We start from the raw sequence: 20,595 nt of genomic DNA on the forward strand, positions 1-20,595 counted from the left end.
TTAAAAACCATCAAACAAGCGTTCTTCAAGTTGCTCTACTTGCTCTTTTAATTTTGCGAGAAAACGCAATTTTCTCACATTATCTGCAGCAATATCCCAAGTTTGATTATCTAACGTTTTGACCATTTCATCATGGCGTACTGTGTACATTTTTTCTAAACGCGCAGAAAAATCGGCTAACAAACTTTCGGCTTCAGCACTGTGTTCGATGTTATCCAGCTCTTCACGTAATGTGAGTTGCTCCATTAAAAATGCAGTATCGTGCATCGTTTGTTGCTCATTAGCAATATCGATACCGTGTAATGAGAGCATGTATTCAGCTCTTGAGAGTGGATTTTTTAAGGTCTGATAAGCCTGATTGATGGTTGAAGCAAGCGAGATTGCTTGAGCCTGTTCTTTTTCAGACTGACCTGCAAAACGATCTGGGTGATATTGACGCTGCATATCTTGATAACGTGTAGCAAGTTGCTGTTTATCAATATCAAAACGATTAGGCATGCCTAATAGTGTGAAATAGTCCATACATCTACTCTTGGATTAATTAACGTTAATACTGTGTTTTAACACAAATTACACAGTGAAGCTCTCACCACAACCACACTCATTCGATACATTTGGGTTGTTAAATTTAAAGCCTTCGTTTAATCCTTCTTTGACGAAATCAAGCTCTGTTCCATCTAAATAGACCATGCTTTTACCATCAACGATAACTTTCACACCTTTGTCTTCAAAAACAGTATCTTCGTCATTGATGACATCAGCAAACTCAAGAACATAAGCCATTCCAGAACAACCAGATGTTCTTACGCCTAAACGCAAACCTTCACCTTTTCCACGATTAGATAAGAAAGAGCGAACTCGATTAGCGGCGGATTCTGTAAGGGAAATTGACATGGCACACCTCACTCATAAAGAACGAAAGCGGATACTGAAAAAAAGTTTCAGCATCCGCCAATATTTTATTTTTTTATTATAAAAGACAATTACTTGCCTTGGCGTTTGCTTTTATAGTCTGCAATCGCTGCTTTTATTGCATCTTCTGCAAGAATTGAACAGTGAATTTTCACTGGTGGTAATTCTAATTCTTCTGCAATTGCTGTGTTCTTAATAGATTCGGCTTCATCTAATGTTTTGCCTTTCATCCATTCTGTTACCAGTGAACTTGATGCAATTGCTGAACCACAACCATAAGTTTTAAAACGCGCATCTTCAATTACGCCATTATCGTCAACTTTGATTTGCAGTTTCATAACGTCACCACAAGCAGGTGCGCCAACCATACCACTCCCTACAGTAGGGTCATTATTATCAAATGATCCCACATTACGAGGGTTTTCATAATGATCAATTACTTTTTCGCTGTAAGCCATGATTTAACTCCTGAAAACGTCTGATTAATGGTGAGACCATTCGATGCTGTTGATATCAACACCTTGTTTATGCATATCCCAAAGTGGCGAAAGATCACGTAAGCGACCAATGGCACTGTGGATTTGTTCAATTGCATAATCTATTTCTTCTTCAGTGGTGAAACGACCCAGAGAGAAGCGAATAGAACTGTGTGCAAGTTCATCAGTTAAACCTAAAGCACGCAGTACATAAGAAGGTTCTAAACTAGCTGAAGTACAGGCAGAGCCTGAAGATACAGCAAGATCTTTCAGTGCCATCATTAATGATTCGCCTTCAACATAGTTGAAGCTCACATTAAGAATATTTGGCGCAGTATGTTCTAAAGAACCGTTGATATAAACTTCTTCGATATCTTTAATGCCATTCCATAAACGTAAACGTAATTCGTTTAAGCGTTTAGTTTCATCAGCCATTTCTTCTTTCAAAATACGGTAAGCTTCGCCCATACCTACAATTTGGTGAACGGCTAATGTACCTGAACGCATACCACGCTCATGTCCGCCACCATGCATTTGAGCTTCTAAACGAATGCGTGGTTTACGACGAACATAAAGCGCACCAATACCCATAGGGCCGTAAACTTTATGCGCAGAAAGAGAAAGTAAATCAACTTTTAACTTAGAGAGATCAATCGGTAGTTTACCCACGCTTTGTGTTGCATCTACGTGGTAAACAATACCTTTGCTACGGCATAATTCACCGATAGCAGCAATATCTTGAACAACACCAATTTCGTTATTTACATGCATGATAGAAACTAAAATAGTGTCTTCACGCATCGCTTCTTCAAGCTCTTTCAGGTCAATCAGACCATCACTTTTTGGTGCTAAATAAGTCACTTCAAAACCTTCACGCTCAAGTTGACGACAAGTGTCTAAAATGGCTTTATGTTCAGTTTTTGAAGTGATGATGTGCTTACCTTTTTTCTGGTAAAAGTTAGCAACACCTTTTAGTGCGAGGTTATCAGCTTCAGTTGCGCCTGATGTGAATACGATTTCACGAGGATCTGCACCGATTAAATCAGCAATCTGATTACGTGCAATATCGATAGCTTCTTCTGCTTGCCAACCAAAACGGTGTGAACGAGAGGCTGGGTTACCAAAAATGCCATCAATAGTCAGGCATTGCATCATTTTTTCAGCAACTCGTGGATCAACGGGAGTGGTTGCTGAATAATCTAGATAAATGGGTAATTTCATTGCTCACTAACTCCAAAGACGACGGATCTTCTTTAATAATTTTGTTTTTGCCTACCTAGAGATCGCCGTTAAACTCGCATATTAACAATGGTTTCTTGTAAACGACCATTGATAGCATGGCGTTTTTCATTGTCTTGACGATCGGCGACATCCATAACCTCTTCGTTATTGACTAACTCTTCAAGGCTGATACTGCTTAGGAAACTGGTTATACGATCACTTAAATCACGCCACAAAGTATGAGTCAGGCAACGATCGCCACCTTGACAACCTTCTTTGTTACCCTGACAACGGGTAGCATCGACAGATTCATCAACCGCAGAAATAACTTGAGCAACAAAAATTTGCCCTGCATCACGACCTAATAAATAGCCGCCACCAGGACCACGAACACTTGCGACTAATTCATTTTTGCGCAAACGTGAGAAAAGCTGCTCAAGATAAGAAAGGGAAATCCCTTGACGCTCTGAAATATCAGCGAGGGGGACAGGGCCTTGCTGTGAATGCAATGCAACATCAAGCATTGCAGTAACTGCGTAACGCCCTTTTGATGTCAGTCTCATAACAAATACTCCGTGGTGAACAATAATCAAATTGTGTCATTCCCGAGTAATTTAGTCAACTATTTATCCGAGTGTTTTAGTCAAGTATTATACTCAGCCCAAAGTTGACTTAAGTTAATCAACTTTGCCCTCTATTTCTTAGCCCATTTCTCAACTGACGTCAGAATACCACGTAAGATATGAAGCTCTTGTGTTTCTGGGCGCGCACGCGTAAATAGACGGCGTAAACGGCTCATCACTTGTCCCGGATGTTTAGGGCGAATAAAGCCAGATTCATTAAGCACCTGTTCTAAGTGAACGTAAAAACGTTCTATATCATCAGCTGGTGGATAATCAATCTCTGATGAGTTATTTTCCTCTTGTTTTTCTTCTTGGGCAAGTGCTGCCATACGAATTTCATAACTAACAAGCTGAACAGCCATCGCTAAATTTAAAGAACCATATTCTGGATTAGTCGGAACATACAGATGAAAATCACATTTTTGTAATTCTTCATTGGTTAAACCTGTGCGTTCACGGCCAAAAATAATAGCAACAGGCTTATTTTTAGCTTCCATGACACAGCGCTCACCACATTCACGTGGTGCAAGCATTGGCCAAGAAAGTGTACGGCTACGGGCACTTGTTCCTATGACTAAACCACAGCCTTCAATCGCTTCATCGATACTATTAACAATATGTGCATTGCCAATAACATCACTTGCACCCGCGGATAGGGCAATAGAATGCGAATCTGGTTTTTCTTTTGGATTAACAAAATAAAGATTGGTTAATCCCATAGTTTTCATAGCTCGAGCTGTAGAGCCCATATTGCCTGTATGCGAGGTTTCTACAAGGATGATGCGAATATTTTCTAACATTGATTTCTTGTTAATTGCTTTGTGATCTATCTATTTTATCACAATTGTAGCCAGAAACACGAATGCCTGTTATACTCTGGCACGTTTTTTATCCCCGTTCTTTAACATCTTGTGGAAGATAACCATGCATCCGATGCTGAATATTGCCATACGTGCCGCACGTAAGGCTGGTAATTTAATCGCCAAAAATTACGAAAATCCTGAATCTGTAGAAACTAATCAGAAAGGTACCAATGATTTTGTCACTAACGTTGACCGTGACGCAGAACAAGCAATCATTGAAATCATCCGTAAATCTTATCCCAAACACACCATTATTACGGAAGAAAGTGGCGAGTTACTCGGTGAAGATCACGACATACAATGGGTTATTGATCCACTTGATGGCACGACTAACTTCATTAAACGTCTTCCACACTTCTCTGTTTCTATTGCTGTACGCATTAAAGGCCGTACTGAAGTGGCTGTTGTTTACGATCCTATGCGTAACGAATTATTCTCAGCCGTTCGTGGTCAAGGCGCACAATTAAATGGTTATCGTCTGCGTGGCTCTAATGCTCGCGATTTAGACGGTGCTGTTCTTGCGACTGGTTTTCCATTCAAAAGCAAGCAACATTCAGCTGCTTACATGAACATGTTAGGCAAACTGTTTGTACCTTGTGCTGATTTCCGTCGCACAGGCTCAGCGGCATTAGATTTAGCTTATGTTGCCGCAGGTCGTGTTGATGGTTTCTTTGAGATTGGCTTAAAACCTTGGGATTTCTTAGGTGGCGAATTAATCGCTCGTGAAGCAGGTGCTATCGTTTCTGACTTTACAGGTAACCATGGCTACCTACAAACAGGTAATATTGTTGCAGGTAACCCTCGTGTTGTCAGAGCATTATTAGCTGAAATTCGTAGCGAATTAACAGATGCATTAAAACGTTAATTTCGTTGATACGAATAAAAAATATAAACGAAAAAGACCATAATATTATGGTCTTTTTTATTGCACTTTTTCTTATGTAGAATAAGTTAACTATTTTGAGGTTTAACTTGAGGTCTTATAAACATCGCAGGAATAGTTAATGCCGCCATTAACCAGAAAATTAATGATTCTTGATTTGGCAGTTTCTCATATAGCCAACCTGATACTATCGTCATAATCGCAATACTTCCTCCCATTGCTAAAGCAGAATAAACAGCTTGCAGGCGAATAATTTCATGCTCTTGACGCGCACTAATAAAGCGCATAGCGGCTAAATGGCACACTGTAAACGTACCACTATGTAAGATTTGAACAACAATAAGCGCGGGTAATGCGGTAAAACTCCCCATTAATCCCCAACGTAAAAATCCAGCAAAAGCAGAAAGCAAAAGTAAATTTCTTGCGCTCCAACGACGGAATAAACGATGGCTCAGCATAAAAACAACTACCTCTGAAACCACACCTAATGACCAAAGATAGCCGATTGTTGCAGTGTCATACCCTGCTTTTTCCCAATAAAGTGCGCTAAAACCGTAATAAGCTGCGTGTGCGCCTTGCAGTAAAGAGACACATAACAGAAAACGCCAAACTGGCCCATCTGAAATGAGTTTCATAAAGGACACATTGCTGTGTTCTGCTTTTTTTACTTTACCCTGTGGCATAACTTTAGGGCGGAGCATAGATGTCAGGAATAGAGCAAAAGTACTGGCAATCAATCCATAAAGAATAATGGGATGCCCAAAAGCATCAATTAAAACACCTAGCAATGATGAGCTAATAATAAAAGCGATTGAACCCCAAACGCGAATTTTTCCATAATCAAAAGGAAACTGTTTTTGCCACGTTCCCGCTAGGGAATCCCCTAAAGGCACCATTGGTGAAAAGAAAACGTTAAATCCTGTCATTACAAAGAATAACCATGCCCAATGGCTACCCATCATAAATGCAACAGTAAAAAGTAATGAGAGAAAAGCAAATAATCTCAATGCAGTGATAAGTTTTGACGGATCCTTTACCGCAGGCGTTAAAATTAGGCTACCAACAAAACGTGCAGTTAAACCTACACCTAATAACAGACCTATCATTGCCGGATCGACACCCTCTCCTTTTAGCCATATGGACCAAAAAGGTAAAAAAATGCCGTATGAAAAGAAATAAGTAAAATAATCTAAGGCAAGCCACAATGTTGATGGAATAACCATCCAATCCCCCATTTTTAAGATGCAAAAAAACCCGCCAAGAACAAGTTCTCGAAGCGGGCTTGTACAACGGGTTTTATTATATCGTTACAAACTTATGCGTAAACTGGAAATTTAGCGCAGATATCCAAGACTTTTTGTTTCACTTTCTCAATGTTCGCTTCATCATTGATATTATCAAGGACATCACACATCCAACCGGCTAATTCACGAGCTTCCGCTTCTTTAAAACCACGACGTGTAATCGCTGGAGAACCGATACGAACACCAGAAGTGACAAATGGGCTACGTGGATCATTTGGTACGCTGTTTTTGTTAACAGTGATATTTGCACGACCCAGTGCAGCATCTGCATCTTTACCTGTAATATCTTTATCGACTAAATCTAATAAAAACAGGTGGTTTTCAGTTCCGCCAGACACTACTTTATAACCGCGATCTAAGAAAACTTCTACCATTGCTTTCGAGTTTTTCGCAACTTGTTGCTGATAAACTTTAAATTCTGGCTCCATAGCTTCTTTTAATGCAACCGCTTTACCTGCAATAACATGCATTAAAGGGCCACCTTGAGAGCCAGGGAATACAGCAGAGTTCAGTTTTTTATAAAACTCTTCGTCGCCACCTTTAGCAAGGATAAGACCACCACGTGGACCCGCTAAAGTTTTGTGGGTTGTTGTTGTAACAACATGTGCATGAGGAACTGGGTTAGGATAAACACCCGCGGCAACCATACCTGCTACGTGTGCCATATCAACAAATAAGAATGCACCAATGCTATCTGCAATTTCGCGCATTTTAGCCCAATCAACCAGACCAGAATAAGCAGAGAAACCACCGATGATCATTTTTGGTTGATGTTTTTTAGCCTGAATAGCGATATCTTCGTAATCAATTTTACCTGATTCATCAATACCATAAGGTACGATATTATACAGTTTACCAGAAAAGTTAACTGGTGAACCATGAGTTAAGTGACCGCCTTGCGCTAGGTTCATACCTAAAACGGTATCACCTGGTTTTAATAATGCCATATAGACAGCGGCATTCGCTTGAGAGCCTGAGTGAGGCTGTACGTTAGCGTAATCTGCACCAAATAATGCTTTTGCACGATCGATAGCCAGTTGCTCTACAACATCCACATACTCACAACCACCGTAGTAACGTTTACCCGGATAGCCTTCAGCATATTTATTTGTCAGCTGAGATCCCTGCGCCTGCATAACACGAGGGCTGGTATAGTTTTCAGAAGCAATAAGTTCGATGTGCTCTTCTTGACGAGTCACTTCACCTTCCATTGCATTCCATAATTCTGGATCGTAATCAGCAATATTCATTTCACGTTTTAACATTCACATCTCCTGACTCAGCTAACTTCACTAAAGACAAACTCCCATGCGGGAGAAAGAATGGCATACAGTGTAAACTCTTTTTCTTCATTGAGATAGCCCCTAATGAAAAAATACGCAATCGTTTGCCATCCAACTATAACAGCATATTATTACTTTTTAACAACCTCATTTTATCCTGTACTTATTCCTCTTTTTGAGGTGCATCTCGCCTTATTTTGCAAACACCCCGCATCATTCTCTAAGAATTGAGATTTTTTGTTAAAAAATAAAAACAGAGATTTACAAAATACTCAAAAAGAGATAAGTTGCATATAAAATGCAATTTATAAAAATTCACAATAAACTGAAAATTTTTCAGGAGCAATTATGTTAGATGCACAAACTATCGCGACAATTAAATCAACAATTCCCCTCATTGCTAAAACAGGTCCTGCGTTAACTGCCCATTTTTATGATCGAATGTTTTCTCGCCACCCAGAATTAAAAGATATTTTCACCATGAGCCATCAAAGCAGTGGTGCGCAACGTGAAGCCTTATTTAATGCAATATGCGCTTATGCGACGAATATTGAAAACTTAGCTACTATTTTGCCTGCCGTTGAAAAAATTGCACAAAAACACACCAGTTTAAATATTCTTCCTGAACACTATCCCATCGTCGGTGAAAATTTATTAGCAACAATTGATGAGATGTTTAGTCCTGGGCAAGAAGTGCTAGATGCTTGGGGGGAGGCTTATCAAATATTGGCTGATGTCTTTATCAATCGCGAAGAACAAATTTATCAACAAAAAGAACAAACAAATGGAGGCTGGAGAGGATTACGAAACTTTAAAGTTAAACATAAAGTAAAACAAAGTGATGTAATTACCAGTTTTGAATTAGAGCCTGAAGATGGACTTGCGGTTACTCCTTATCAAGCAGGGCAATATTTAAGCCTTTATATCCGTGATGAACATCTTGAAAACCAAGAAATACGTCAATATTCATTAACTCACTCTTCAAATAATAAAACCTATCGCATCGCAGTAAAACGCGAAGATAAAGGTATTTTATCGAATTTTCTGCATGACCATATTCAAGAAGGTGATACTTTACACGTCGCCGCACCAGGAGGCGATTTCTATTTAGATGTGTCACCAACAACACCTGTAACCTTAATTTCAGCAGGTGTGGGTTTAACGCCAATGCTATCTATGTTACACACACTTTCAGCTCATAAAGCTAATATCAATTGGTTACATGCGGCTGAACATGGTGGTGTTCATGCTTTTAAAGATGAAGTTAATCAAGTCGGCAATCAACTTTCACATTATCAACAAGCGATATGGTATCGCACGCCACGAGCGGAAGACGTGCAAAATAAAGATTATCAATTCGAAGGCTTAATGACATTAAAACAAGTTGAAGATTGGTTAACTATTCCTGATATGCATTTCTATTTTTGTGGCCCTTTACCTTTTATGCAATCTGTTGCTAAGCAACTTATTGAATTAGGTATTAATAGTGACAAACTTCATTATGAATGTTTTGGTCCTCATGCTGTTATTACACAAGATTTACAGTAAAAATACTTTCATTAAAGTTCGATTTTAAATTGAATAAAAAAAACGCTGATAGAGTTATATTTATCGGCGTTTTTATTAGCTATTTCACTGCCTTTTTATGATCGATATTTATTTTCAATCGCCGCAGGAATAACATGCTCTTTAGCAGAAAGACCGTACCAAATAACACTAATTAAACAGAGCGTATAACCAAATAATTCACTGCCCTCTTCCACCATGTTTTTAACAGCACGGTTATAATCTTCACCCAATAATTTATGCCAAAGTATTCCCATGCCAAATAAACGAGAGAACAGTAAAACACATAATAGACCAGCAACTAACATTCCATGGCTTGGATGAGTAATAAAGTGAATTAAGCCTTTTAACGTTCTCTTGCCTTCTCTAATTGCAATAGCAATACAAATAAACGTGACCGTTAGAGCAAACCAAACCCAAGAGCCGTGTGCAATCTGATCAAATACACCATCTAACTCACGAATTAAAATACATAGAAAAAAGCCCAGAATAAGTGTGAATGCTCCCTGTTGTTCACATCCTTGGCACGCTTTAACAAAAAAGAATAAACAGATAATGGCAACGATAATTTCTTGACCTAATTCAGTTACCGACGTTTCAGAAATACCATTATCAAGAACCAAAATATCAAGAAAAATAAATCCCGTAGTGATAGCGATTAACACTGCTGCACATAAAAATAAAGCGAGACGCTTTAATAAATAATTAAACACTATTTTGCCCATACCTTAATGATTTTTTAATATTGATGATAATAACTTTCCTTAAAAGTTATTGAATAACATTTTGTGCCTTAAAGTTTATAAAAAATAGTAAAATAAATTGCTCAGTATCATCAATAGACTTGTATAAGATATAAATAGCATTATAGGCAAAACATTAAAAAATTAATTATGCGCAAAAAAAGAAAAAGCCCGATATCTTGATTAAAAAATATCGGGCTTTAATAAAAATGAAAAATATAATTATTTGGCTTAAATTAATTAATAACTAAATAGCCTCTTCGTCTTGTTCGCCAGTACGAATACGAATAACGCGATTCACATCAAAGACAAAAATCTTACCATCACCAATTTTACCTGTTTGTGCCGTTGTCATAATTGTATCTACACAGGTTTCAACAATTTCATCAGAGACAACAATTTCAATCTTCACTTTAGGTAAAAAATCGACCATGTATTCAGCACCGCGGTAAAGCTCAGTATGCCCTTTTTGGCGACCAAAGCCTTTCACTTCTGTTACAGTCATTCCCGTGATACCCACTTCGCCGAGCGCTTCTCTTACATCATCTAATTTAAACGGCTTAATTATCGCTTCAATTTTTTTCATCGTATTATCCTGCTATTACCAGTTGTGGCGACCAAAACCGCTTGTAATTGGGTATCTGCGATCTTTACCAAAATTACGACTTGTAATACGTGGCCCTACAGGGGCTTGACGTCGCTTGTATTCATTAATATCGACTAATTTTATCACTTTACGGACTGTCGCTTCATCAAATCCTGCTGCAACTAAATCAGATACAGATTTATCTTGCTCAACATAACCTTCAAGAATAGCATCCAGAATGTCATAAGGAGGTAAATTATCTTGGTCTGTTTGCCCCGGTGCAAGTTCTGCTGATGGTGGTCTATCAATAACACGCTGAGGAATAGCAGGTGAAAGTGTATTACGATATTTAGAAAGCTCGAAAACTAATGTTTTAGGTACATCTTTTAGTACATCAAAACCACCCGCCATATCGCCATACAATGTGGAATACCCCACTGCTGATTCACTTTTATTGCTTGTGGTTAACACTAAACGACGGCGTTTATTCGACATTGCCATCAAAATAACAGCGCGGCAACGTGCTTGTAGATTTTCTTCTGTGGTATCTGCGGCAGTATCTTTAAACATAGGCGCAAGCTGAGCCATAAAAGCATCAAACATAGGTTCAATAGAAACCGTATCAAACTCAACACCTAATAAATCAGCCTGTTCTTTTGCGTCATGAATGCTCATTTCTGAAGTATAACGAAATGGCATCATAACAGCCTGAACACTCTCTTTGCCTAAGGCATCAGCTGCGATAGCAACTGTTAGTCCAGAGTCAATACCACCAGATAACCCTAGAATTGCCCCTTTAAAGCCGTTTTTAATTACATAATCACGCGTTGCAAGCACTAACGCTTGATAAACTTGCGCTAAAGGCGAAAGTTCCGGAGCAGGATCTGCCATCGGAATAATATTTAATTCATCGAACTCAACGATAGTGGTTTGTTCATCAAATGCAGCTAGACGATGCGTAATAGTACCGCGTTCATCAAATACTTTTGAACAACCATCAAATACCAACTCATCTTGGCCACCAATTTGGTTAAGATAAATCACGGGAAGATGTGTTCTTTGGCAATGTTCTTTAATTAGCTGTGTACGAACATGAGGTTTTTCACGGTTATAAGGTGATGCATTAATAGATAGAACAAGATCAGCACCCGCTTGTTTTAATGCATCGATAGGTTCATTGATCCAGATATCTTCACAAATTAACAAGCCTAAGTGGTAACCTTTAAATGGCACCACACAGCGCTCATTTCCTTGTTGGAAATAACGCTTTTCATCAAACACACCATAATTAGGCAATTGCTGTTTGAAATAACGCGCTTGTAATTCACCTTTATAGAAAAATGAAAGTGCGTTGTAAATTTTGCCGTTTTGCCACCAAGGATGCCCAACAACAATCGCCGTTTTTTTACTTGCTTGTTCTAAACGCGTAAGTTGTGTTTCACAACGCTGTTGGAAATCAGGACGAAATAGCAGATCTTCAGGAGAGTAACCGCATAAAGCCAACTCAGAAAACATGACCAAATCGGTATCTTCTTGTGCTTTTACGGTAGATAACATGCGTTCGCAGTTACCTTCAATATCGCCAACAACCCAATTAAGTTGAGCCATGGTGAGTTTTAGTTTACGACTCATAAAAATTAGTCTCTCCGCTATCTTCCGCATAAAAGGAAAGTTAGTTTAAAAATATATTCGTTATCTGAAAAGGTTATTCTTTAAAATCATTCGCATCTAGCTCATGACGAGATAACAATTTATAAAACTCAGTTCGATTGCGCCCAGCCATACGTGCGGCTTGGGTCACATTGCCTTTTGTCATTTGCAAAAGCTTTCTCAAATAGGTCATTTCAAAATGCCCTCTCGCTTCTGCAAATGTGGGCAGTGCCGTATTTTCACCTTGTAATGCCTGTGTTACAAGCGCTTCACTGATCACAGGTGCTGTTGTTAACGCAACACATTGCTCAATAACGTTAACCAATTGACGCACATTACCCGGCCAACTTGCTGTCATTAAGCATTTCATCGCATCGGTTGAAAAACTTCGAACAAAAGGTTTATGGCGTTTAGCAGACTCTCTCAATAAGTGATTAGCAAGAATAGGAATATCTTCTGCTCTCTCACTTAATGTCGGAATACGTAAGTTAACCACATTTAAACGATAGAACAGATCTTCTCGAAATTCATTACGTTCCATCGCTTTAGGTAAATCACGATGCGTTGCAGAAAGAATTCGTACATCAATATCAATATCGCGATTACTGCCTAATGGGCGAACTTTTCGCTCTTGTAAAACACGTAATAACTTAACTTGCAATGCCATTGGCATATCGCCAATTTCATCTAAAAATAATGTGCCGCCTTCAGCTGCCTGAAATAGACCTTCACGGCTACTCACCGCGCCTGTAAAAGCGCCTTTCGCATGGCCAAATAATTCAGACTCTAGAAGTTGCTCAGGTAAAGCACCACAGTTAATGGCAATAAAAGGTTTTTTCGCTCTAGGGCTTGCGCGATGGATAGCTTGAGCAAGGACTTCTTTACCCGTACCACTTTGGCCATTGATAAGTACACTGACATCAGATTGGGCGACTAGCTTTGCTTGCTCTAATAAACGTAGCATTTGCGGGCTACGTGTCACGATATCTTTTGACCACTCTTCATCTGAAACAATAGTCACAAGCTCAAGTGCTTCATCAATCGCTTTATAAAGTGCGTCTCTATCAACGGGTTTGGTTAAAAAGCTAAATACGCCTTGCTGTGTTGCGGCCACTGCATCAGGAATAGAGCCATGAGCCGTAAGAATGATAACGGGCATGCCCGGCTGCTGACGTTGTATTTCAGCAAACAGCGCCATACCATCCATTTCATCCATTCGGAGATCACTAATAACAAGGTCTATTTTTTCTTTTAAGAGAAGTTTTAGTGCTTCTTGTCCACTTTCAGCGGTGAAGATATGAAAACCCTCACTTGTTAATCGCATACCAAGTAACTTTAATAACCCAGGATCGTCATCGACAAGTAAAAGATTTGCTGATTTATGGCCAGCCATGCACATTCTCCTTATTTAGAACCTGTTTCAGTCGGTTTTGAGCCTTGTGTGTCAGTATCTGTTTTGACAGGTTCTGGTTTTACCGCCTCAGTTTTCGTAGATTCGGTTTTTGTAGATTCTGGTTTGGAAGGCTCTGGTTTAACCACTATTGCAGGCGGTTGTTTTTCCTCACCTTTTGACTTCTCTGTTATCGATTGCGTCGAAACGGGTTTTTCATTCGTTTTTTCAACTGCTGGTTTTTCAGCAGCAGGTTTCTCTGCATTCACTTTTTCTGTTTCCGTTACGCTCTCAGCTAAATCTTCATTTTGCGATAGCGAATCAACAGAGCCACTCTGTTTTCTATTCGATAACTGCCGTTCAATTTGGGTAAGACTTTCAAGCTTTTTCAGGGTGAGACTCAGTTCATGCTGTAACGCATTATTCTCTTTTCTTAGTGCATCAATTCTATTATCTGTATCTGTGATTAAACGGCGATAACGACTCTTTTCTTCTGCTAAAGAGAGAATAAGCGTTTGGTTCTCAATCCATGTTGATAATAGAACTCGCATAGAACTTGGAAATTGTAATTGATAGCTTTCTAATAATACTAATTGTGTTCGACGATCGGCAATCGTCATTCCAGCACGCTCTAATAGAATACTTTTATAAAATGCATCATCCCAACCAGTGACGACAACACTGCTGGCTTGGCGTTGTGCTTCGGTCGTCATTATGCGGTTTGTACATTCAATAGCACGTAACCAATAAAGCGCGTTATTGATGCCTTCATCATAAAATGAGCTTAATGTTTTACATTCAGCCCAACGATAATCAATCGTTTTTTGCTTAACAACAGGGATTTCTGGCTCAGGCTCTTGTGTCTCAGTGAGCGACTTTGGTGTACACCCTGAAAGAACCAGTGGAAACATAATAAACAAGAAACACTGCTTCCAATTTAATGCAATTTTTCTAGTTGATGCAGGGGCCATAGATAACAATTCAATACCAAGCATCTTCTTATTTATTTTTTTATACTCATGATGAGGAGATGCTTGTTTTTGTGACCTGATTTGCATTATTTAATCTCAGAAAGTAGCGGTAATTCAATACGAAAACAGACATCGGCATAGTCAGAAGGAACAACACTTAGTTCACCTTCCATTCTTTTGATACAGTCATGAGCAATACTTAAACCTAAACCACTTCCTTTGACAGCCCCTTTGCGTAGCAAAGATCCTTGGAAAAAGGGTTCAAAAATCATTTTTTGTTCAGATTCAGGAATAGGTGTTCCTTTATTGGCTATATCAATAACTATTTTCTGTTCAACTTGATAACTAGAGATCCAGATATTACCTGATTCAGCACCATAGTGCACCGCATTCGAGTAGAGATTGTCGATAACTCGCGATAATAACGTCGCTTCTGCTCGACATGTGGTTAGATTAAGTGAAATTATCGTTTTAATATCTTTTGCTCTCGCGGGTAAACTGTGGGCTAATACCACATCATTTACTAAATCAGTCAAGTTAATTTCTTCGATTTGTTGAGGAACTTCAGAAAGTTTGCGATTGTAATCAAGTAGTTGTTCAATTAATAACTGTAACTGCTTACTGCTATTATCGAGAATTGAAACGACTTCTTTTTGATCAAGAGTTAAAGGGCCCGCAACTTCATCAGCTAATAATTCCGTACCTTCTCGCATACTCGCTAACGGTGTTTTTAACTCATGAGAAATATGACGCAAAAATTCATGTCGTTGTGACTCAAGCCATGCTAAACGCTCACTTAACCAAATAATACGTTGTGCTAATGAACGAAGTTCTCGCGGCCCTTGAAAAGTATCTAGATTATTACTCAGTGTTCGACCTTCACCTAATCGATTGATCATCTTCTCAATCCCTTTAACAGGGCCAATAATCATTCGAGTAAATAGCGCAATGAGGATCAAACTGAAAACAAAAACGATAAGACTTTGCCAACCAAAATAGCGCCCTTTCTCAGCGATTGCCATTTGAAGTTGTTCACCACGGCTAAAAATAATCTCTTTAGTTAATACAACGATACGGTTATTGGCATAAGAGAATTGCTCTAAAGCTTGTTGCATCTCTTTTGTGGGTTCACTGCTTTCACATTGAATCGATTTTAGTTTTTCAAGTGAGGTATTAAGTACATCGGCTTCTTTAGATGCCGAAAGAGGAATAATGGTTTGCTGTAATGTTGAGAAGAGTTTGGTGTATTGCTGGTAGCGTTGCTGATACATATCATCATCAGTTTTATCTCTTAAAACACAATACCGACGATAGTTTCCTTCCATTTCAATCGCAAGATTTCGCATTACTTCACTGCGTTCAGTATCTGCGAGTGCATTTTTATTGGTAATAGCAGCCTGATTACTTAATTGATCGAGACTTTGATAAGCCTGATAAGCAAGCACAAGTAAAGGTAATAGCACCATCCAAAATGCCATTATCACGAGCTGTCTTAAAGAACGGGGGAAAACACGCCACTTTTTCAATGAAATCATCTCAACACCTATTAGAGTAATGCGATGCTACATGACTTGATAACAAGAAAAAAGTCCGACATTGGGAAAATTAGGTAAGAGAACAAACACAAACGAGGAAATGCGACAGGCTCTAGAAGTGGGAGAGCGGAATATCTTATTGAGATATTCCGCTCGTCAATATTTCATCTCTTTTTTCTCTAAAAGAGAATGAAGGTGGTGCCTCACTCCACGTGTCGCCCTGTGTTTGATAAGGTCCGAAGACGAGTATCATGATGTTGGACGGTAGGCACCTTACTCTGGCGTCATTCCTAGCTTATGTGGTATGTTCCCACCCATATTGTGGACCGACATAAAAAGTTGAATGAGCAACTGATTTATATAATGCACAAGGCGTGCCAACTTTTTAAAAAATCTTCTAACAAACTGAAAATAAACAAAAAATAAAAATACCTCTCTGATATTTTATTTATAACTCTTTTTTATCTAGTTATAAAACAACCAAGCTGTCTCCATATCCAGACAGAGTTACCCTAAATTTAATAATTACTTATATTTCAATAAATTAAATGTCGCCAAAAAGAGACAAGCAAACTAGTAAGTGTCGCCGTTTTTACACAACAAAAAATAATTCTTTTATTATCAATAAAATAAAGCCTCTAACAATGTAGAGGCTTTATGTATTTATCTCTAAGATAATATTACATTTGATTAATCAAATTGTTTTCTTGCATTGCGGAATAAACGCATCCAAGGGCTGTCTTCACCCCAATTATCTGGATGCCAAGAATTACTGACTGTTCTAAACACACGTTCTGGGTGAGGCATCATAATGGTTGAGCGACCATCTTTTGTAGTGACAGCCGTGATCCCTTTTACAGAGCCATTAGGATTTAATGGATATTGTTCTGTTGGATTACCGTAGTGATCCACAAAACGTAATCCCACTAAATTTTGTGCTTCTAGTTGTGCTAGTTGCTCAGCATTACGGAATTCAGCAAAACCCTCACCATGAGAAACTGCGATAGGCATTTGTGAACCCACCATACCTTGTAGTAATAATGATGGGCTTTCTGTCACTTTCACTAAACTAAAGCGCGCTTCAAAACGCTCAGAACGATTGCGAACAAAACGAGGCCACAAATCTGCACCTGGAATAAGTTCTGATAATGTCGACATCATTTGGCAACCATTACAGACCCCGAGAGATAAGGTATCTTGACGTTCAAAGAATTGAGCAAATTCATCGCGTAAGCGAGAATTAAATAAGATGGACTTCGCCCAGCCTTCCCCCGCACCTAATACGTCACCGTAAGAGAATCCACCACAAGCCACCAGCACATCAAAATCACTGAGTGAACGTCGTGATGAATGTAAGTCACTCATATGAACGTCGATAGCATCAAAACCAGCCCTGTCAAAAGCAGCCGCCATTTCAACATGAGAGTTAACACCTTGCTCTCTTAAAACTGCAATACGAGGGCGACTCCCTGTTGCAATATAAGGTGCAGCAATATCTTCATTTGGATCAAAGGTTAACTTCACATTTAACCCAGGATCGTTGAGATCTTGTTTTGCTTGATGCTCTTCATCCGCACACTCTGGATTATCACGTAAGCGTTGCATTTGCCATGTTGTTTCTGCCCACCAAAGACGCAATGTGCTGCGTTTTTCGTTGTAAACTTCCGTTTCACGGCTTTGGATAATAATGGCATCATTTTCTGTTGCTTGACCTAAATAATGTAAACAATCCGATAAACCATATTCGGCAAATAATGCTTCGACAACTTCTTGATGTTCAGCACGAATTTGGATCACACCACCGAGCTCTTCATTAAAGAGTCCAGCTAAAATATCTTCATCATAAGCACTGATATCAACGTGTAAGCCACAATGGCCTGTAAATGCCATTTCTGCAAGAGTGACAAATAACCCACCATCAGAGCGATCGTGATAGGCCAACAATTTGCCTTCATTGACCAATTGTTGCATCACATTGAAGAACTGTTTCAACTGTTCAACATCTCGAAGATCAGCCGCTTTTTGACCTAATTGGCGATAAACTTGCGCTAGTGCCGTTGCACCTAATGCATTATGACCATTACCCAAATCAATTAAATACAAGCGGTTTCCAGCTTGTGTTGATAATTCAGGCGTCACTGTTTTACGCACATCTTCAACACGAGAGAATGCTGTAATAACTAAAGATAGTGGAGAAGTAACCTCTTTGGTTTTCCCATCTTTATCTTGCCAGCGCGTCTTCATTGACATCGAATCTTTGCCCACAGGAATAGTAATACCTAGCTTTGGACATAACTCTTCACCAATGGCTTTCACTGCGTCATATAAACCTGCATCTTCACCCGGATGACCTGCTGCTGACATCCAGTTAGCCGAAAGCTTAATGCGATTAAGTGCTTCTACATCACAACCCGCCATATTTGTTAGTGCTTCACCGACAGCCATACGTGCAGATGCAGCAAAATCTAACAGTGCGATAGGTGCTCGTTCACCAATAGACATCGCTTCACCATAATAGCTATCTAATGTTGCTGTGGTAACGGCACAATTGGCAACAGGAATTTGCCAAGGCCCGACCATTTGATCACGCGCAACCATTCCCGTTACAGTACGGTCACCAATGGTAATTAAGAAGGTTTTTTCAGCAACGGCTGGTAAATGAAGAACACGATAGACGGCATCTTTTAAATCGATATCTTTACGGGAGAGATACTCACCTTCTGTTTTAAGTGATTTTACATCACGCAACATTTTAGGTGCTTTACCTAATAATATGTCTAATGGCATATCAATCGGCTTATTATCAAAGTGTGTATCATTGAGCACTAATTCACGCTCTTGCGTTGCTTCACCGATCACAGCATAAGGTGCTCTTTCACGCTGACATAACGCATCAAAAAGAGGCATTTTTTCAGGCGATACCGCCAATACATAACGCTCTTGAGATTCATTACACCAGATCTCAAGTGGGCTCATACCCGGTTCATCATTAAGAACATCACGTAATTCAAAACGACCACCACGACCACCATCATTAACTAATTCAGGCATTGCATTAGAAAGACCACCAGCACCAACATCATGAATAAATAAGATCGGGTTATCGTCACCTAATTGCCAGCAACGGTCGATAACTTCTTGGCAACGACGTTCCATTTCTGGGTTATCACGCTGAACAGAGGCGAAATCTAAATCAGCATCTGATTGACCTGATGTCATAGAAGAAGCGGCACCACCACCAAGACCGATGTTCATAGAGGGTCCACCAAGTACAATTAACTTAGCGCCAACAGTGATTTCGCCTTTTTGTACGTGATCTTCACGAATATTACCGATACCCCCAGCTAACATGATGGGTTTATGGTAACCGCGAATTTCAACACCATTGTGGCTATTTACTTGTTCTTCATAGGTTCTGAAATAACCTAATAATGCCGGACGACCGAATTCATTATTAAATGCCGCACCACCTAGTGGACCTTCAGTCATAATGTCTAATGCATTAACAATACGCTCTGGTTTGCCAAAATCTTCTTCCCAAGGCTGTTCAAATCCCGGAATACGTAAGTTAGAAACCGAAAATCCAACTAGACCAGCTTTAGGTTTTGCACCGCGCCCCGTTGCGCCTTCATCTCGAATTTCACCGCCTGAACCCGTTGCAGCCCCTGGCCAAGGTGAAATTGCTGTTGGGTGGTTATGTGTTTCTACTTTCATCAAGATATGTACGGGCTCTTGATGATAGTGATAATGCCCTTTTTCTGTATCAGGATAAAAACGCCCCGCCACAGAGCCTTCCATTACTGCCGCATTATCTTTATAAGCTGACATGACATAATCAGGCGTTTGCTCAAATGTATTTTTAATCATTTTAAATAATGATTTATCTTGAGCTTTACCATCAATTATCCAATCAGCATTAAATATTTTGTGGCGACAGTGTTCAGAGTTAGCTTGTGCAAACATATAAAGCTCAACATCTGTTGGATTACGCTGTAAGCGGTTAAAAGCATCGACTAAGTAATCAACTTCATCGTCTGCCAGCGCTAATCCCATTTCGATATTCGCTTTTACTAGTGCATCTTTGCCTTTTGCAAGCACATCAATCGTTTTTAGTGGTGCTGGCGTTTGCTCGGCAAAAAGTGCATTTACATCTTGATAATTTAAGAAGATGGTTTCCATCATTCGATCATGAATAAAACCATAAAGCTGTTGCCACTGATTGTCTGTCATCGTATCGCACTCAATAAAGTAGGCGATACCACGTTCAATTCGGACAACCTTGGCTAAACCACAGTTATGTGCAATATCTGTCGCTTTAGAAGACCAAGGTGAAATTGTTCCCGGGCGAGGTGTAACAACTCGCATTTCCCCAACAGGCTCATGTTCTGTTAATGAAGGTCCATAATGCAGTAGTTGACGTAATTTAGTTTGATCATCTTCAGATAACTGCCCTTCCACTTTCGCGAAATGGACAAATTCCGCGTATATACCTTGTACAGGAAGATCATTTTCCTGACATAGAGTGAGTAATTTATTAATACGAAACGCGGATAAAGCGGGGGAGCCACGCAGGATTTCCATAGTATTGA

The 20,595-nt window shown here is 39.4% G+C and carries 17 protein-coding genes; 2 read left to right on the forward strand and 15 right to left on the reverse strand.

Annotated features, from left to right (window positions below):
• The 6 genes from hscB to trmJ form a co-directional block, all read right to left on the reverse strand.
• Nucleotides 1–522: a co-chaperone HscB gene (gene hscB, locus JEP71_RS04360; RefSeq protein ID WP_100158400.1), complete on the reverse strand. Its 522-nt coding sequence runs from the start codon at nt 520–522 to the stop codon at nt 1–3.
• A gap of 48 nt (nt 523–570) precedes the next feature.
• Nucleotides 571–894, reverse strand: a complete 324-nt coding sequence (gene iscA, locus JEP71_RS04365; RefSeq protein WP_006533446.1) for an iron-sulfur cluster assembly protein IscA — start codon at nt 892–894, stop codon at nt 571–573.
• Nucleotides 895–983: 89 nt separating this feature from the next.
• Complete coding sequence (iscU, locus tag JEP71_RS04370) at nt 984–1,370, reverse strand: Fe-S cluster assembly scaffold IscU (RefSeq protein ID WP_006533447.1); 387 nt, start codon at nt 1,368–1,370, stop codon at nt 984–986.
• 24 nt (nt 1,371–1,394) lie between these two features.
• Nucleotides 1,395–2,609 carry an IscS subfamily cysteine desulfurase gene (locus JEP71_RS04375; protein WP_100158398.1) on the reverse strand — a complete coding sequence of 405 codons (1,215 nt, stop codon included), beginning with the start codon at nt 2,607–2,609 and terminating at the stop codon, nt 1,395–1,397.
• Nucleotides 2,610–2,677: 68 nt separating this feature from the next.
• Nucleotides 2,678–3,172 (reverse strand): Fe-S cluster assembly transcriptional regulator IscR, encoded by a 495-nt coding sequence (gene iscR, locus JEP71_RS04380; protein WP_006533450.1) that lies wholly within the window; start codon nt 3,170–3,172, stop codon nt 2,678–2,680.
• A gap of 131 nt (nt 3,173–3,303) precedes the next feature.
• Nucleotides 3,304–4,032, reverse strand: coding sequence for a tRNA (cytosine(32)/uridine(32)-2'-O)-methyltransferase TrmJ (gene trmJ, locus JEP71_RS04385; RefSeq protein WP_198625820.1), 729 nt, complete (start codon nt 4,030–4,032; stop codon nt 3,304–3,306).
• 124 nt (nt 4,033–4,156) lie between these two features.
• Here trmJ and suhB point away from each other — a divergent pair, with 124 nt between their 5' ends.
• Nucleotides 4,157–4,960 carry an inositol-1-monophosphatase gene (gene suhB / locus JEP71_RS04390; RefSeq protein ID WP_023581619.1) on the forward strand — a complete coding sequence of 268 codons (804 nt, stop codon included), beginning with the start codon at nt 4,157–4,159 and terminating at the stop codon, nt 4,958–4,960.
• Between the two features lie 86 nt (nt 4,961–5,046).
• Here suhB and JEP71_RS04395 read toward each other — a convergent pair whose 3' ends face one another.
• Together JEP71_RS04395 and glyA are read right to left on the reverse strand one after the other, a co-directional pair.
• Nucleotides 5,047–6,201, reverse strand: a complete 1,155-nt coding sequence (locus JEP71_RS04395) for a 3-phenylpropionate MFS transporter (RefSeq protein WP_196569567.1) — start codon at nt 6,199–6,201, stop codon at nt 5,047–5,049.
• A gap of 92 nt (nt 6,202–6,293) precedes the next feature.
• Nucleotides 6,294–7,547 (reverse strand): serine hydroxymethyltransferase, encoded by a 1,254-nt coding sequence (gene glyA, locus JEP71_RS04400; protein WP_088495048.1) that lies wholly within the window; start codon nt 7,545–7,547, stop codon nt 6,294–6,296.
• Nucleotides 7,548–7,913: 366 nt separating this feature from the next.
• Between glyA and hmpA the strand changes: the two genes are divergently transcribed.
• A complete protein-coding gene (gene hmpA, locus JEP71_RS04405) occupies nt 7,914–9,113 on the forward strand; it encodes an NO-inducible flavohemoprotein (RefSeq protein ID WP_198619729.1) in 1,200 nt (399 codons plus the stop codon).
• 95 nt (nt 9,114–9,208) lie between these two features.
• Here hmpA and JEP71_RS04410 read toward each other — a convergent pair whose 3' ends face one another.
• From JEP71_RS04410 to purL, 7 genes are all read right to left on the reverse strand, one after another.
• On the reverse strand, nt 9,209–9,856 hold the full coding sequence (locus tag JEP71_RS04410) for a hypothetical protein (protein WP_198619728.1): 648 nt from the start codon (nt 9,854–9,856) through the stop codon (nt 9,209–9,211).
• Nucleotides 9,857–10,121: 265 nt separating this feature from the next.
• The gene (gene glnB, locus JEP71_RS04415) at nt 10,122–10,460 is read right to left on the reverse strand and encodes a nitrogen regulatory protein P-II (protein ID WP_006533462.1); all 339 of its coding nucleotides are present in this window, start codon (nt 10,458–10,460) and stop codon (nt 10,122–10,124) included.
• A gap of 15 nt (nt 10,461–10,475) precedes the next feature.
• Nucleotides 10,476–12,092 (reverse strand): NAD+ synthase, encoded by a 1,617-nt coding sequence (locus JEP71_RS04420; protein ID WP_196534117.1) that lies wholly within the window; start codon nt 12,090–12,092, stop codon nt 10,476–10,478.
• A gap of 73 nt (nt 12,093–12,165) precedes the next feature.
• A complete protein-coding gene (gene glrR / locus JEP71_RS04425; RefSeq protein WP_023581612.1) occupies nt 12,166–13,503 on the reverse strand; it encodes a two-component system response regulator GlrR in 1,338 nt (445 codons plus the stop codon).
• Between the two features lie 11 nt (nt 13,504–13,514).
• Nucleotides 13,515–14,558: a two-component system QseEF-associated lipoprotein QseG gene (gene qseG / locus JEP71_RS04430; protein WP_232797510.1), complete on the reverse strand. Its 1,044-nt coding sequence runs from the start codon at nt 14,556–14,558 to the stop codon at nt 13,515–13,517.
• On the reverse strand, nt 14,558–16,006 hold the full coding sequence (locus JEP71_RS04435; RefSeq protein WP_196534119.1) for a sensor histidine kinase: 1,449 nt from the start codon (nt 16,004–16,006) through the stop codon (nt 14,558–14,560). The genes qseG and JEP71_RS04435 overlap by 1 nt, the downstream gene beginning before the upstream one ends.
• A gap of 690 nt (nt 16,007–16,696) precedes the next feature.
• Entirely contained in the window at nt 16,697–20,587 is a 3,891-nt protein-coding gene (purL, locus tag JEP71_RS04440; RefSeq protein ID WP_198619727.1) for a phosphoribosylformylglycinamidine synthase, read from the reverse strand.
• Nucleotides 20,588–20,595: the final 8 nt, after the last annotated feature.

Origin of the sequence: Proteus sp. PR00224 (genome assembly GCF_016238105.1) — a bacterium.
Classification (GTDB): Bacteria; Pseudomonadota; Gammaproteobacteria; order Enterobacterales; family Enterobacteriaceae; genus Proteus.